This is a genomic window from Rodentibacter pneumotropicus DSM 21403, assembly GCF_000379905.1.
Taxonomy (GTDB): domain Bacteria; phylum Pseudomonadota; class Gammaproteobacteria; order Enterobacterales; family Pasteurellaceae; genus Rodentibacter; species Rodentibacter pneumotropicus.
Map to the genome: position 1 here is coordinate 20,713 of NZ_KB904048.1, position 15,792 is coordinate 36,504.

The following is a 15,792-nucleotide window of genomic DNA, read 5'->3' on the forward strand; positions in this document are numbered from 1 at the left end:
AATCAATTAAATTTTCATAAAACTGTGACTCTCATCACAATAAATTTACATCCACGTAACATTTAATCCCTCTCATTTAAATATTCAAATGCATCCCATCGTCAATGAAATATTGGTTCATTTCAAATGCCGGTTTAGCGGCTTTGTCTTTGCCGATAATGCGTGCAGGCACACCGGCGGCGGTGGCATATTCCGGTACAGGTTGAAGCACTACGGAATTTGCGCCGATTTTGGCGTATTTGCCTACTTCAATATTACCGAGGATTTTTGCTCCTGCACCAATCATTACGCCTTCCCGCACTTTCGGGTGGCGATCACCGGATTCTTTGCCCGTTCCGCCTAAGGTAACACCTTGTAGAATAGAAACATCATTTTCAATCACCGAGGTTTCTCCTACCACAATGCCCGTGGCATGGTCAAACATAATACCGTGACCAATTTTTGCGGCGGGGTGGATATCCACATCAAAAGCCACGGAAATTTGGTTTTGTAAATAAAGAGCCAATGCCTTACGATTTTGTTTCCATAAATAATGGGTGATTCTATAACTTTGAATGGCGTGGAATCCTTTCAAATAGAGTAATGGTGTGGACCACAATTCCACAGCAGGATCGCGTTGTCGCACAGCTTTAATATCACAAGCGGCGTAATCAATTATAGACGGTTCTGCTAAATAGGCTTCTTCAATGATTTCACGTAGAGAAATCGCCGGCATAATTGGGTTGGCTAGTTTATTGGCGAGCAAATAACTTAATGCACTTCCCAGATTTTGGTGTTTTAAAATCGTAGAATGAAAAAAGCTCGCAAGCATGGGCTCGTGCTCTGCCAATGTTTTCGCTTCTTGACGAATATATTGCCATACTTCTAATGTCATTTTTTCTCCTTATTCGCCTTTTCGCTCACGCCCAAGTAAACTGCGAACTACATCTTGTGCATTTTTACCACAAAAGAGAATTTGATAAATTTGCTCTGTAATTGGCATTTCAACACCTTGACGTTGAGCCAGTAAATAAGCCTCTTTTGTATTGTAAAAACCTTCTACCACCTGCCCGATATTTTCCATTGCCGTTTGTGCATTCAATCCTTCGCCCAACATGAGCCCAAAACGGCGATTGCGTGATTGATTGTCGGTACAGGTTAAGACGAGATCTCCCAAACCGGACATTCCCATAAAGGTATTGGGATTCGCTCCTAACGACACCCCTAATCGGCTGATTTCTGCAATACCTCGGGTAATTAATGCGGTGCGTGCGTTAGCACCAAATCCCATACCATCAGAAATACCGGCACCAATTGCAATCACATTTTTAATCGCCCCGCCAAGTTGCACACCTATCATATCTGTATTGACATACACGCGAAAATGTTTGCTGCAATGAATCCGAGCCTGAAACTCAAGGGCAAATTGTTCATTATTGGAGGCGAGGGTAATCGCTGTTGGTAAGCCTTGCGCAAGTTCCTTGGCAAAGGTAGGACCGGAGAGCACAGCAAGGGGATAATTCGTTCCCAGTTGCTCTTCCGCAACGGTTTGTAAAAGCCGTCCGGTGTTTCGTTCCAGCCCTTTGGTTGCCCAAATGAGACGATGATGAGGTTGTAAGTGCGGTCGAATTTTAGTGAGAATTTCATTAAAGGCATGGCTTGGCACAACAATTAAAATATCTTGTGAACGATGGAGCGCTTGTGCCAAATCAGGTTCTAAGTGTAATTCTTCAGGAAAAACAATATCGGGCAAGAAACGGCGATTTTGACGCTCAAGCTGCATTTGCTCAATGTGTGTAGGATGATGCCCCCAAAGATAAGTCGGGGATCCATTACGTGAGAAAGAAATTGCCAATGCCGTGCCATAGGAGCCGGCACCAAGTACAGTGATAGGTGATTGAGGTTGCATTATTTCCCCCAAAAATAAAGGGCAAGCCTAAACTTACCCTTTTTTATCAAGAATTAATGTTGAGTTTCTTTCGTTTCTTCAGCTTGGGCATTTCCTGCTTCTTGCTGACGATTCATATATTCAATGAACAAGGCATCAAAGTTCACCGGAGAAAGATTTAATGCCGGGAATGTACCACGATTCACTAAGCTTGAAACCAATTCACGAGCATAAGGGAACAACATATTCGGGCATTGTGAGGTTAAACAATGTGCCATTTGAACATCTTCTAAACCGCTAATGGTGAATACGCCGGCTTGTTTTACTTCACAGATAAAAGCAAGATCACCGGAATCCTCCATAGTGGTTTCAACGGTGATATTTAAAGTGACTTCGTATAAATCATCACCTAATTGCACGGTTTCTGTGTTTAAATCGAAACCTAATTTTGGTTTCCATTCTTGATGAAAAATATGGGGAAGATTCGGTGCTTCAAAAGACACATCTTTGACGTAAATACGCTGAATCTGTAATACGGCTTGAGATTCTTCCGCTGCCACTTCAGGTTGTTGGTTTTGTTCTGACATAATGTTGTTCCTTTATTTATGTTTTTTAACGATAGGTAAATTTGCGCCCATCCAAGCGGAAATCCCTTCTTTTAATATATAAACGCGTGCAAAGCCTTGTTTCACGAGTAATGCTGCGGATGCCGGAGCCGAAACACCATTGACATCCACCAAAACTAATGGTTTTTCTTTATGTTGTTCAATTTTACCGAGGTTGGCATTTTTGATATCGCTTGGAAGTAAATTGATGCTATTAATGATATGACCGCGTTGGAATTCATCTAAGGTACGAAGATCGATCACAACGGCATCTTCATTGTTGATTAAACGAATCACTTCAGGGTGTGGGATGACTTTAAATTTTTCTGTTGCAGATTTGAAAAAGGTGTAAATCACCATAGCCAAAATCGCAAACCAAGAAACGGTTAATAAGGTGTGTTTTTGTGCAAATTGAATTGCATCAGGCAGAAACTCTTGCATTGTTGTCTCAATATAATGTTAGTTAAATTTAGGCTGAAATAGGGCTTAAGTATAACCGCACTTTAGTTTTCTTTCAAAAAAATTCTAAAAAGAATAAGAGGCTGTTGAAAGCTTATTCAATTACAAATTGTTTTTGTGATCGTGATCATAAATTTCTCTTTTTATGATTCCATCCTATTTAATTTAGTTGGAAGATAACAAGGTGTTTTATTTTTATTATTCCTATGGAGTTTCCTATGAAATTAAACAAATTGGTGTTTTCTTTGTTACTAAGTTTTGGAGTTTCTGCAGCGGATGCGACAGAATTGCCAAATATTACTATTCTCGCGACAGGCGGTACGATTGCCGGCAGTGGGCAAAGTGCGGTTAATTCTGCCTATAAAGCCGGACAACTTAATATTGATACATTAATTGATGCGGTACCGGAAATGAAAAATATCGCCAATATCAAAGGTGAACAAATTGTGAAAATCGGTTCACAAGATATGAATGATGAGGTCTGGTTAAAGCTTGCTAAGGCGATTAATGCGCAATGTAAAGATACCGATGGTTTTGTGATTACACATGGTACCGATACCATGGAAGAAACCGCCTATTTCTTAGATCTCACGGTAAAATGTGAAAAACCGGTTGTTCTTGTAGGGGCGATGCGTCCAGCTACAGAAAAAAGTGCGGACGGTCCATTAAATTTATATAACGCCGTCGTTGTTGCAACAGATAAAAAATCTGCCGGTCGTGGTGTGCTTGTTGCGATGAATAATGAGGTTCTTGGTGCACGTGATGTCACGAAAACCAGTACAACCGCCGTGCAAACATTCCATTCACCAAATTTTGGTGCATTAGGCTATATTCATAACAGTAAAGTTGATTATGAACGTTCGCCGGAAAGCAAACATACGGTAAACACACCATTTGATGTGGAAAAATTAGACAGTTTACCAAAAGTGGGGATTGTTTATGCCTATTCTAATGCGCCAATTGAGCCGCTAAATGCATTGTTGGACGCGGGCTACCAAGGTATTGTTACGGCAGGGGTCGGGAATGGTAATCTGAATACCGCCCATTTGGAACGCTTAGAAAAAGCAGTAAAAGATGGCGTGTCTGTTGTGCGTTCTTCTCGAGTGCCGACGGGCTATACTACACGTGATGCAGAAGTGGATGATTCTCAATATGGTTTTGTGGCTTCAGGTACCTTAAATCCACAAAAAGCACGCGTGTTATTACAACTCGCTTTAACACAAACCAAAGATCCAAAAGTTATTCAGCAATACTTTGAAGATTTCTAACTTGACAAGTGAAAAGTGCGGTGGAAAATAACCGCACTTTTCGTATAAGAGACAGCGTTTCTTGATCTAAATTATAGAATCCGTACCTATTTGTTGCTATATTGGCGGCGGTTTCTATAGCAATATAACAGTTTATTCTTTAACTTAGGGGGCAATATGTCTGCAATGTTCTTATTACAATTTGCCATCGTGCTATTGTGTATCCTTGTGGGTGCACGTGTAGGTGGTATCGGTCTTGGTGTATTCGGTGGTTTAGGTCTTGCTATTCTTTCCTTTGGCTTTGGCTTGAAACCGGCAGGTTTACCCATTGATGTGATGTTTATGATCATGGCGGTAGTGGCTGCCGCAGCGGCAATGCAAGCGGCTGGAGGCTTAGATTATATGATCAAAATCGCAACGAAAATTTTACGTCGTAATCCAAAACACATTACTTTCATCGCACCGGCTGTGACCTGGTTATTCACGTTTTTAGCAGGTACCGGTCATGTGGCTTATTCAGTATTGCCGGTTATCGCAGAAGTGAGTCGCCAAAATGGTATTCGCCCTGAACGTCCGCTTTCAATGGCAGTGATCGCTTCACAATTTGCTATTGTTGCAAGTCCGATTGCAGCGGCAGTTGTTGCAGTGGTTGCTTATCTTGAACCGCAAGGTATTCATCTTGGGGATGTGTTAATGGTGACGGTTCCTGCAACCCTTTTAGGTATCTTCCTTGCATGTATTTTTGTCAATAAAATAGGTAAAGAACTTAAAGATGATCCTGAATATCAACGTCGTTTAAAAGATCCGAAATATGCTGATGCCTTTAATTCTACGACGGATGTCAAAGAATTAGAAATCGGCAAAACGGCAAAAATTTCTGTTTCTCTCTTCTTATTCGGTGCATTACTTGTGGTATTAATGGGAGCAATACCTTCTTTACGTCCTGTGTTTGACGGAAAACCGATGGGAATGGCACATACCATTGAAATTATTATGTTATCAATCGGCGCATTAATCGTCTTAACCTGTAAACCGGATAGCACAGAAATTACTAAAGGTTCAGTTTTCCATGCCGGTATGCGTGCGGTTATTGCAATTTTTGGTATTGCCTGGTTGGGCGATACATTAATGCAAGCTCATATGGCAGAAGTGAAAGATATGGTAAAAGGTTTAGTCGAAACCGCACCGTGGACATTTGCCTTAGCATTGTTTGTGCTTTCCGTATTAGTTAATAGCCAAGGCGCCACCGTGGCAACCTTATTCCCACTAGGTATTACACTCGGTATTCCTGCCCCAGTATTAATCGGGGTATTTGTAGCTGTAAACGGTTATTTCTTCGTACCAAATTACGGTCCGATTATTGCCTCTATTGACTTTGATACTACCGGCACAACTAAAATCGGTAAATATATTTTCAACCATAGCTTTATGTTGCCGGGCTTATTAAGTATGGTATTTAGCGTGGTGATTGGTTTATTACTCGCTAATGTTCTTCTCTAACCAGCTATGTTAGCGAATAAAAACGGTGCGTGTTGCACCGTTTTTTATATCCGCGAACTTATCTATAAAACCTTGCTCTAAGTGAACATATTTATTTTTTATAAGGAACATTGATGAAACTTGTTAAAATTCTTTTTATCACGCTTGCGGCTTATATTCCCAATGCTTGGTCTGCTACGGATTACAATATCAAATACAGCTCTAACTATTTAATGCCGGCTTATGTCCATTTTAAAGCGGATGGTACACAATATTCAGTGAGCGCCAAAATTAATATCCCACTTTATAATATCGTATTCCACTCGCGCGGCACACAAACCGTCAATCAATTTAACATGGTAAATTACCAAGATAGCCGTAATGGAAAAATTTACTCGGTTTCTAAAATTTCCCCAACAACGATTGAATACGGCAAAATAAAAGACGACTTAAAAACCGAGTCGCTAAAATTACCGACTTTCGACTTATTCACTATGGCTTTCCAGCTGAGTTACTACGATAAACTACCAAACAGTTTCCAAATTACCAATGGTAAAAAACTCTATCCAATGGAAAATGTGAAGGTGAAAAAAAGTGAAAAACAAATTGAATACAATAAACAAAAAGTGACCGAAATCACTTACACATTCAAAACCGGTAACAAAGACATTATGGTGAAAAAATTTACCGGAGAGCAATTCCCTCGCTATATTAAATATTCTCGAGATGGCGATGATTATGAATTGGAATTTAGTGAATTCGTAAAATAAAAACGAACAAAAAAATAACCGCACTTTTAGATTAAGTGCGGTATTTTTTACCTTGTTTTTAACGCAAGAAATAACGATAAGACTTACTTTCGGTTACATCTTCATAGACATAATTGAGCTGAGCAAGGGTTTGTTCAAACTCACTTTGTGCAGTTTCTCCTAACTGAAAGCCGGCAAGAATATTGCCGTAATCCGCTCCGTGGGCTCGATAATGGAACAAGGAAATATTCCAACGGTTTTGTAAGGTTTCTAAGAATTTCAATAACGCCCCTTTTTGTTCCGGAAATTCAAAAGTATATAAACGTTCGCTCGGATTAGCGGCTCGTCCCCCCATTAAATAACGCACATGAGTTTTCGCAATGTCATCATCAGACATATCTTCCACATCAAAACCGTTTTGTGTGAGATCTCTGATGATGTCTGATTTTTCCGTTTCATCTAATGTGCGTACGCCAACAAAAATGCACGCACGTTTGTCATCCGCGTAGCGATAACTAAATTCTGTCACCGCACGATTACCCAACACTTGAACGAATTTTAAGAAGCTCCCCGGTTGTTCCGGCATAGTGACGGCAAGTAAGGCTTCACGATTTTCCCCAATTTCACAACGTTCGGACACATAACGTAGCGTGTGGAAATTCAGGTTCGCACCGGATAAAACCGCCGCCATATTTTTGTTTTCGATATGATGTTTTTTCACATATTTTTTCAACCCTGCTAAGCCCAATGCACCGGAGGGTTCGGAGACGGCACGTACATTTTCAAATAAATCTTTCATCGCAGCGCATACTTCATCACTATCGACAAGAACCATATCATCAAGATATTGACGACATAATCGAAAGGTTTCATCACCAATACGTTTAACTGCCACACCATCGGCAAATAACCCGACATGGGCAAGATCCGTAGGTTCACCTTTTTCAAGAGCGGCATTCAAGCAAGCAGAATCTTTGGATTCCACGCCGATCACTTTAATATCAGGCATAAATTGTTTTAACAGAATCGCCACACCGGCAGCCAAACCACCACCGCCGACCTGCACGAACACATAATCCAAGTCCGCCACCTGCTGTAACATTTCCATTGCCAGAGTGCCTTGTCCCGCAATCACGAGCGGATGATCAAAAGGTGGAATAAAAGTCATATTTTTTTCTTTGGAAAGGGCAACAGCCTTGGCTTTCGCTTCATCAAAATTGGCACCGTGCAATAACACTTCGCCACCGAAACCACGCACCGCATCCACTTTAATGCTTGGTGTATTCTGTGGCATCACGATTAACGCTTTTAAGCCGAGTTCTTTCGCTGATAAAGCAACGCCTTGGGCGTGGTTACCCGCTGAAGCGGCGATCACACCCGCCGATTTTTGTTCCGGCGAAAGGCTGGAAATCATCGCATAGGCACCACGCAATTTAAAGCTGTTCACCGGTTGGCGATCTTCCCGTTTAATCCAAATGTTGTTGTGAAGGCGTTCGGACAATTTATCCATTTTTTGTAATGGCGTGACCGTTGCCGCTTCATAGACTCGTGAGCCAAGTTTGACGATCGCATTGATATAATCGCTTTGGCTCGGTTGTGGGTTAGTGAGTAAATTTTTCATAATCTTATTTTATTGACTTCATATTTCCCCCTCCTATAAAAGAGGGGGATAGAGGGGAGATTTTGTTGGTTATTTTAAAAGGGATTTATCTCGCACCGCACCTTTATCGGCAGAGGTGGCAAAATGCCCAAATACTTTTAAGGCAAAAGAAACTTCACGTTGGCGATTTGCCGGCACCCAGCCTTTTTCATCCTGCGCTGCACGACGGGCTGCGAGTTCTTCATCACTAACTTGAAGATTGATAGCACGATTTGGAATATCAATATTGATAATATCCCCATCACGTACTAAGCCGATTGCGCCGCCTGAGGCAGCCTCTGGAGAGGCATGACCGATTGAAAGCCCTGATGTGCCGCCGGAAAAACGCCCGTCAGTTAATAAAGCACATTTTTTGCCTAATCCCATGGATTTTAAATAGCTGGTCGGATACAACATTTCTTGCATACCCGGGCCACCTTTCGGGCCTTCGTAGCGAATTACCACCACATTACCTTCTTTCACTTTTCCACCCAAAATTCCGGCAACAGCATCTTCTTGGCTTTCAAATACGATGGCAGAACCACTGAATTTCCAAATGGATTCATCCACCCCAGCGGTTTTCACAATGCAGCCGTCTTCTGCAAGGTTACCGAACAATACCGCCAATCCTCCTTCTTGTGAGATGGCGTGGGCTTTATCACGGATACAGCCATTTTCGCGATCATCATCTACGCTATCCCAACGACAATCTTGTGAGAACGCTTCAGTAGTACGAATTCCGGCAGGTCCTGCACGGAAGAATTTGTGCAATGTTTCATCTTGGTTACGAATAATATCGTATTGATCAAGCTGTTCACCCATGCTCATTCCCAACACTGTATGAGTATTTTTATGAATTAATCCTGCACGGTCAAGTTCACCTAATAACCCCATAATGCCCCCTGCTCGGTGAACATCTTCCATGTGATATTTGTTAGTATTCGGTGCGATTTTGCTCAAGCAAGGCACCACGCGGGACAGGCGATCAATATCCGCCATTTTGAAATCCACACCCGCTTCTTGTGCAGCGGCTAATAAATGTAAAACCGTGTTGCTTGATCCACCCATGGCAATATCCAAACTCATCGCGTTTTCAAAGGCTTCAAAAGTACCGATTGAACGTGGCAACACGCCCTCATCATCCTGTTCGTAGTAGCGTTTACACAGTTCCACAATTTGACGACCGGCTTTTAAGAATAATTCTTTACGATCGGCATGGGTGGCAAGCATTGAGCCGTTACCCGGCAAACTCAAGCCAAGAGCTTCCGTTAAGCAATTCATTGAATTTGCTGTGAACATACCGGAGCAAGAACCGCAAGTCGGGCAAGCACTGCGTTCAATGACATCAATGCGTTCGTCAGAAACTTTCGGATCTGCCGCTTCGATCATAGCATCCACTAAGTCTAAACGAATCAGTTGATCGGAAAGTTTGGTTTTACCCGCTTCCATCGGACCGCCGGAAACAAAAATCGTCGGAATATTTAAGCGCATCGCCGCCATTAACATCCCCGGTGTAATTTTGTCACAGTTGGAAATACACACCATGGCATCGGCACAGTGGGCGTTCACCATATATTCCACGGAATCGGCAATGAGATCCCGTGAAGGTAAGGAATACAGCATACCGCCATGTCCCATCGCAATACCGTCATCTACCGCAATGGTGTTAAATTCTTTTGCCACACCGCCTGCTTTTTCAATTTCTCTTGCAACAAGTTGGCCTAAATCTTTTAAATGTACATGCCCCGGTACAAATTGCGTGAAGGAATTGACAACCGCAATAATGGGTTTTCCGAAGTCATTTTCTTTCATTCCTGTGGCACGCCATAAGGCTCGTGCGCCTGCCATATTACGACCTTGTGTACTGGTCGCTGAACGTAGTTTTGGCATAATCTCTCCAAGTTTTAAAGTTATATTAGACCTTTTAAAAAATCGAATTTGAAATCAGATGTTATTATAGGGTTGAAACAATTGGACTCAACAATCATATTCCTATCTATTTTCATCATATCTATTAATAACTCTCTTTTATAAGATGGCATTCGAGGATCGAAACTTATTTCTTCTATAAAAGAAGGGGAGGAAATATCAATAAACTCCACTGTTTTAAGCTCATTATTTTTGTTGTGCTTTATAGGAATACTCTTTGCTTCGGCAGATTTACTCCACTCTTCAAAAGAAGAAAATTGATCTGCATAACTTATACCAACATTTAACTCTCCTCTTATTTCTTTTTCATGTTGGAAGGATATATCTTTGATAAAGAAATTTAATAGCTCTATATCTTCATCAAGTGTCTTTCTAAAATTAATTTGATCTTTAAAGTTTGTAATTATCTTCACATATTCTTGCTTATATATTTTATCTATCTTGTGAATGTATTCTCTTAAATCTAGATATTTAGCTTTTTTAATATATCCACATAGAACAACTAATTTTTCATCTTTTCTCTCCCATTGAGTATCAATAGAAAATTTTTCACTAAACTTTGTCAGTTCACTACTTAATTTCTTAATGCTGGTTCTAACTTTTATAAATTCTTGATTTACTGAATATAATGACCACATGGCTACGGAATCCTTTGTTTCAGACCAGCAAGTCATATATTTATTTTGTCTAAGGTTTTGTAAAAGATTTAGTGCCTCATTATTTTTTTCAAAATGTCCTAAAAAGAATAAGTAACTAAAAAAATGCTCGATTCCATCATTTTTATCTTTTTGGATTGAAAATAGAGAAAGTTTAAGTTTTTTATTTACGTATAAATCATAAAACTCATAAATAGACATAATTCTATATATAGGAAAGTCTTCATCATCGTCTTTAATAATCATTTTTGAGCCTCATCACATCCGGTAATTTCACCAACTGGTTCACCAACAAATGCAAAGTGCGGTCAGATTTTACGGTGATTTTTAACCGCACTTTATCTTCGATTAATGCCATTTGCATGGCAGTCACCGTGAAACCACGGTGGCGAACGATACGCAGAATACGTTCCAATACTTCCGGACGGTGGCGGGCGGTTAATTCAATTTGATATTCGTTCATCTTACATTTCCTCCACCATATCCGCATTACACGCACCCGGTGGCACGAGAGGCCACACGCAATCTTCGGGCGGAATACATACTTGTAATAAATAGGCAGTGTCGCTTTCGAGCAACCTTGTGAGTGCAGCATCCACTTCATCAGCATGATCAATGCGTTCAGCCGGAATATCAAAAGCATTAGCGAGCATCACAAAATTCGGATTGTCTTCTAAAATCGTTTCGCTACGGCGTTTTTTCCAAAACAAATCCTGCCATTGGCGTACCATGCCTAAACGTTGGTTATCCAATAATAAAATTTTTACCGGTAAATTACCCCGTTTAATGCTGCCCAGCTCTTGAATATTCATCATCAAAGAACCGTCTCCGGTAACTAAAATCACCTCATCTTGCGGACGGGCTTTTTTCGCCCCCACTGCTGCCGGTAAGCCAAATCCCATCGTGCCGAAACCTGCGGAGGTGATGTAGTTTTCCGGTGCAAAATGTTGCATATGCTGCGCCGACCACATTTGATGTTGCCCTACATCGGTACAAACAACCGCATTTTGTGGTTTACGCTGAGAAAGGGTGTTAAGCAACGCCCAAGGATCAATCGGGCGATCGCCGGCATTATCCACATAAGTGAAATCTAATTTTGCTTTGAGTTCCCGAACGTGCGTGCGCCAAGGTTCAATATCAAGCGGTTGTTTCAGTGCATTCAAAGCTTGAATTAAATCACCTTGTAAAGCCACATCGGCATGGCGCAGTTTATGAATTTCAGCCCCATCAATATCACAATGAATCACTTTGGCATGGGGGGCGAAGGTATCCAGTTTTCCCGTTACACGATCGTCAAAACGTGCGCCACAAACCAGCAATAAATCACAATCTTGCACAGCAAAATTTGCCGCTTTCGTGCCGTGCATACCGATCATTCCCATATAAACATCATCTTCAGGATGAATTGAACCCAATCCTTTCAAGGTGGAAACTGACGGCATATTGGTTTGCGCTAAAAAGTCACGCAACGCCGGCACGGCTTTTGCCATACCCACACCGCCGCCCACATAAAGTACAGGTTTTTTCGCGGCAGATAAGAGCGCTTTCGCCTGCTCCAGATTCTCATTAGAAAGTGCGGTCGGTTTTTTTGGTGTTTTAACATAAGCCTTGATATGTTCCGGCACGTCGCCCACCTGAATATCACGAGGAACATCAATTAATACCGGTCCGGGGCGGTCACTCTGTGCAATTTCAAAGGCTTGTGCAAAAACATCGGCTAATTCATCCGCACTTTGCACAATAAAACTATGTTTTGTGCAAGCCAAAGAAAGCCCTAGCACATCAGCTTCTTGGAAAGCATCGGTACCGATTAAAGGGGAAGAGACTTGACCGGTGATCGCAATCACAGGAATGGAATCCATCATAGCATCGCCAAGACCGGTTACTAAGTTCGTTGCACCGGGGCCGGATGTCGCAATACACACGCCTACTTTACCTGTGGAGCGTGCATAGCCAATGGCAGCCATTGCTGCACCTTGTTCATTGCGACAGAGGAGATGATCGAGACCTGCATCATAAAGAGCATCGTAGGTGGGCATGATCGCGCCACCGGGATAACCGAAAAGAGTAGTGACATGGTGTGCCTTCAGGCACGCCATAATGAGTTGTGCGCCTGTCATAGTGTTTGCATCCTATACTTGTTGTTTTTTTGACAAGGCTTTCATTGTAGCGAAATTTTGTCGCATTGGTAGAGCCGAGGGGAGAAAAAAATAAAAAAGCACGACAAATTACTTTATCCTGCTTTATTAAAATATAAAAAGTGCGGTTAAAAACCGGCTTGTTTTTCCAACTGTTCTACCAAGGCATCATCTAGACCTAATGCTTCAGCAAGGTTTGCAAGGAAAATAATTTCTTTACGGGATAAATCTTTGCTCACTAAACGTGCCGCAAGATAAACATTTGTGGCTAATGCAGTGTCGTTCCCCACTTGGCGGGCAATATCACTCAGACTAATCGGGTTTGCCATTTCTTGCTCAATCCATTGCGCTAATTCTGCATTGTCGCCAATTTCATTGGCAATGGTTTGTTTTTCTTCTTCCGTAATTTCACCGTCTGCCGCAGCCGCCGCAATCATAGTACGCAAAATCAGCGCACTTGCATCTTGTTGAGAAGCAGAATTTAATACGTCAAATTCATTGGCAGACATTACCGGTTGTGCTTGTTGATTTTTTTGATAATTTTGATATGCCTGATAAGCAAGATTACCCAATACGGCCAAAGAACCTAATTTGGCTAAACTTGCCCCGCCGGAACGCCCTAAAATCATAGATAAAATTCCTGTAATAGCCGCGCCACCACCCACTTTGGTGATGTTATCCAATGTCGGATTACCGGTTTGCAAATTGCTCGCCGAATTTTTAGCGATATTGACAACTTGATTTAAAATTTGATTAAAATCCATAACTTGTTCCTTTTTGTTAGTTGTGAGAAAAACCGTTTCATAGACCTATTTTTTACCGAAAAATTCCGCAAAAATGATTGATCTTTTATCAATTTAATTGACTAGGCTAAAGATTTCATTATAGTTGGATTCTTTCACATTTTTTCAATAGGAACAATTTATTTATGGCGCAATCCACTCCAAAGCGAGAGACCTTCTCTGGCCGTAAAGCATTCATTCTTGCCGCAATTGGCTCAGCCGTTGGTTTAGGCAATATTTGGCGTTTTCCTTATACCACCTATGAAAATGGCGGTGGTGCATTTATTATTCCTTACCTTGTCGCATTATTAACCGCCGGGATTCCTCTATTATTCTTAGACTATGCAATCGGACATCGTCACCGCGGTGGCGCACCATTATCTTATCGTCGTTTCAGCCCGCATTTTGAAGTGTTCGGCTGGTGGCAAGTAATGGTGAACGTGATTATCGGATTATATTACGCCGTTGTATTAGGTTGGGCTGCAAGCTATACCTACTTTTCCATCAATGGAGCATGGGGCGATAAACCGATTGATTTCTTTATCGGTGAATTTTTAAAAATGGGAGACATTACTAACGGTGTCAGTTTTGAATTCGTTGGTATGGTAACGGGTCCGTTAATTGCCGTATGGGTGATTGCATTAGTTGTACTTTCCATGGGAATCCAAAAAGGGATTGCAAAATCATCATCTATTTTAATGCCAGTACTTGTCGTAATGTTTATTGCCTTAGTGATCTATTCCCTCTTTTTACCGGGTGCAGAAAAAGGGTTAAATGCACTATTCACACCGGATTGGTCAAAACTTTCCAACCCAAGTGTATGGATTGCGGCTTATGGTCAAATTTTCTTCTCTCTTTCCATCTGTTTCGGGATTATGGTGACTTACGCTTCCTACCTGAAAAAAGAATCTGATCTCACCGGTAGCGGTTTAGTCGTAGGATTTGCAAACAGTAGTTTTGAAGTATTAGCCGGAATCGGGGTTTTTGCCGCATTAGGTTTCATCGCAACTGCGCAAGGACAAGAAGTCAGCGAAGTAGCAAAAGGTGGGATTGGCTTGGCGTTCTTCGCTTTCCCAACCATTATCAACAAAGCCCCATTTGGTGAAGTGCTTGGCGTGTTGTTCTTCGGTTCACTCACCTTTGCGGCGCTCACCTCATTTATCTCAGTGATTGAAGTGATCATCTCGGCCATTCAAGACAAACTACGCATTCGCCGTGCAAAAGTAACGTTTATCGTCGGTATTCCAATGATGTTTATTTCCGTGATTTTATTCGGTACCACAACGGGTTTACCGATGCTTGATGTATTTGATAAATTCGTCAACTATTTTGGTATCGTTGCCGTGGCGTTTGTTTCTTTAATTGCTATTGTGGCAAACGAAAAACTCGGTTTACTAGGCGATCACTTAAACGAAACCTCCTCTTTCAAAGTCGGTTTCTTCTGGCGTTTGTGCATCGTGCTTACCACAGGAATCCTTGCCTTTATGCTATTTAGTGAAGGTGCAAAAGTATTCTCTGAAGGCTACGAAGGCTACCCAAATTGGTTTGTTAATATTTTCGGTTGGGGCATGGCAATTAGCTTGCTCGTGGTCTCATTTATCCTTTCCCGCTTGAAATGGAAAAACGAAACCAAATTAACCATGGAATCAAAAGGAGAATAAAATGAGCTCTAGTGCAATTATTATGATGATCATCGCCCTCGGCGTGATCTGGGGTGGTTTCTTTTTTGCCCTTATCAGATTACCAAAAGAAAAATAATTAAATTATCGACCGCACTTTGTCAAAGTGCGGTTGTTTTTTTATCTCCTTTTAAGTCTATTATTAAACAAATTTCTCTGACACTTGAAAATTTTGCAAAATTTAATAAAAATCGACTTCAGCCCTTTGGGTCTTTATCATTCAACGATTAACTTACAACAAATTCAGTTATACTAACCGAGTTTGAAACCTCAAATTAAGGAATAACCATGGCAACCCAATCCGACTATCGTTACACCCTCAATGCAGGCGATAAATATCACTTTGATGTGGTGGGTTTTAAATTGACCGAAGGACTTTCCGAACCCTTTAAATTGGAGTTGCAGTTATCAAGTTTTAACCCAAATGTGTCGTTTTCNNCGNTGATTGATACCCCGGTGACCTTCACCTTTTGGCTGGGTGATAAAGCGGTTCGGTATGTCAATGGGATTGTCACGGGCTTCGGTTTGGGGAAAAGCGGTTTTGTGCGCACCTCTTATCAGAT

At 41.4% G+C, this 15,792-nt stretch carries 16 protein-coding genes; 6 read left to right on the forward strand and 10 right to left on the reverse strand.

The window, feature by feature from the left end:
* Positions 1-76: 76 nt before the first annotated feature.
* Genes cysE through A3GE_RS0104880 form a run of 4 tightly spaced genes read right to left on the reverse strand, consistent with a single transcriptional unit; the run spans position 77 to position 2,913 of the window.
* The gene (gene cysE, locus A3GE_RS0104865) at positions 77-874 is read right to left on the reverse strand and encodes a serine O-acetyltransferase (RefSeq protein WP_018356151.1); all 798 of its coding nucleotides are present in this window, start codon (positions 872-874) and stop codon (positions 77-79) included.
* A 9-nt stretch (positions 875-883) separates the two neighbouring features.
* Entirely contained in the window at positions 884-1,888 is a 1,005-nt protein-coding gene (gene gpsA / locus A3GE_RS0104870; protein ID WP_018356152.1) for an NAD(P)H-dependent glycerol-3-phosphate dehydrogenase, read from the reverse strand.
* Positions 1,889-1,941: 53 nt separating this feature from the next.
* Positions 1,942-2,454 carry a protein-export chaperone SecB gene (gene secB, locus A3GE_RS0104875; protein WP_018356153.1) on the reverse strand — a complete coding sequence of 171 codons (513 nt, stop codon included), beginning with the start codon at positions 2,452-2,454 and terminating at the stop codon, positions 1,942-1,944.
* 12 nt (positions 2,455-2,466) lie between these two features.
* On the reverse strand, positions 2,467-2,913 hold the full coding sequence (locus A3GE_RS0104880) for a rhodanese-like domain-containing protein (protein WP_018356154.1): 447 nt from the start codon (positions 2,911-2,913) through the stop codon (positions 2,467-2,469).
* A gap of 236 nt (positions 2,914-3,149) precedes the next feature.
* Here A3GE_RS0104880 and ansB point away from each other — a divergent pair, with 236 nt between their 5' ends.
* The 3 genes from ansB (at position 3,150) to A3GE_RS0104895 (ending at position 6,427) form a co-directional block, all read left to right on the forward strand.
* Positions 3,150-4,199 (forward strand): L-asparaginase 2, encoded by a 1,050-nt coding sequence (gene ansB / locus A3GE_RS0104885; protein WP_018356155.1) that lies wholly within the window; start codon positions 3,150-3,152, stop codon positions 4,197-4,199.
* A 156-nt stretch (positions 4,200-4,355) separates the two neighbouring features.
* Complete coding sequence (locus tag A3GE_RS0104890; protein WP_018356156.1) at positions 4,356-5,678, forward strand: anaerobic C4-dicarboxylate transporter; 1,323 nt, start codon at positions 4,356-4,358, stop codon at positions 5,676-5,678.
* Between the two features lie 113 nt (positions 5,679-5,791).
* Entirely contained in the window at positions 5,792-6,427 is a 636-nt protein-coding gene (locus tag A3GE_RS0104895) for a hypothetical protein (RefSeq protein ID WP_018356157.1), read from the forward strand.
* Positions 6,428-6,485: 58 nt separating this feature from the next.
* Here A3GE_RS0104895 and ilvA read toward each other — a convergent pair whose 3' ends face one another.
* The 6 genes from ilvA to A3GE_RS0104925 all read right to left on the reverse strand — a co-directional run bounded on the left by ilvA (position 6,486) and on the right by A3GE_RS0104925 (position 13,532).
* On the reverse strand, positions 6,486-8,027 hold the full coding sequence (gene ilvA, locus A3GE_RS0104900) for a threonine ammonia-lyase, biosynthetic (RefSeq protein ID WP_018356158.1): 1,542 nt from the start codon (positions 8,025-8,027) through the stop codon (positions 6,486-6,488).
* Positions 8,028-8,096: 69 nt separating this feature from the next.
* Positions 8,097-9,935, reverse strand: a complete 1,839-nt coding sequence (gene ilvD, locus A3GE_RS0104905) for a dihydroxy-acid dehydratase (RefSeq protein WP_018356159.1) — start codon at positions 9,933-9,935, stop codon at positions 8,097-8,099.
* Between the two features lie 20 nt (positions 9,936-9,955).
* Positions 9,956-10,876, reverse strand: coding sequence for a DUF2971 domain-containing protein (locus A3GE_RS12275; protein ID WP_018356160.1), 921 nt, complete (start codon positions 10,874-10,876; stop codon positions 9,956-9,958).
* Positions 10,866-11,093, reverse strand: a complete 228-nt coding sequence (gene ilvM / locus A3GE_RS0104915) for an acetolactate synthase 2 small subunit (RefSeq protein WP_018356161.1) — start codon at positions 11,091-11,093, stop codon at positions 10,866-10,868. The genes A3GE_RS12275 and ilvM overlap by 11 nt, the downstream gene beginning before the upstream one ends.
* A gap of 1 nt (position 11,094) precedes the next feature.
* Complete coding sequence (gene ilvG, locus A3GE_RS0104920) at positions 11,095-12,750, reverse strand: acetolactate synthase 2 catalytic subunit (RefSeq protein WP_018356162.1); 1,656 nt, start codon at positions 12,748-12,750, stop codon at positions 11,095-11,097.
* Between the two features lie 146 nt (positions 12,751-12,896).
* Complete coding sequence (locus A3GE_RS0104925) at positions 12,897-13,532, reverse strand: tellurite resistance TerB family protein (RefSeq protein ID WP_018356163.1); 636 nt, start codon at positions 13,530-13,532, stop codon at positions 12,897-12,899.
* A gap of 164 nt (positions 13,533-13,696) precedes the next feature.
* Between A3GE_RS0104925 and A3GE_RS0104930 the strand changes: the two genes are divergently transcribed.
* The 3 genes from A3GE_RS0104930 to A3GE_RS0104940 all read left to right on the forward strand — a co-directional run.
* The gene (locus tag A3GE_RS0104930) at positions 13,697-15,211 is read left to right on the forward strand and encodes a sodium-dependent transporter (protein WP_018356164.1); all 1,515 of its coding nucleotides are present in this window, start codon (positions 13,697-13,699) and stop codon (positions 15,209-15,211) included.
* Position 15,212: 1 nt separating this feature from the next.
* The gene (locus tag A3GE_RS11765; protein ID WP_018356165.1) at positions 15,213-15,308 is read left to right on the forward strand and encodes a methionine/alanine import family NSS transporter small subunit; all 96 of its coding nucleotides are present in this window, start codon (positions 15,213-15,215) and stop codon (positions 15,306-15,308) included.
* A 209-nt stretch (positions 15,309-15,517) separates the two neighbouring features.
* On the forward strand, positions 15,518-15,792 hold a 275-nt coding region (locus A3GE_RS0104940; RefSeq protein ID WP_026215342.1), incomplete at its 3' end, for a contractile injection system protein, VgrG/Pvc8 family.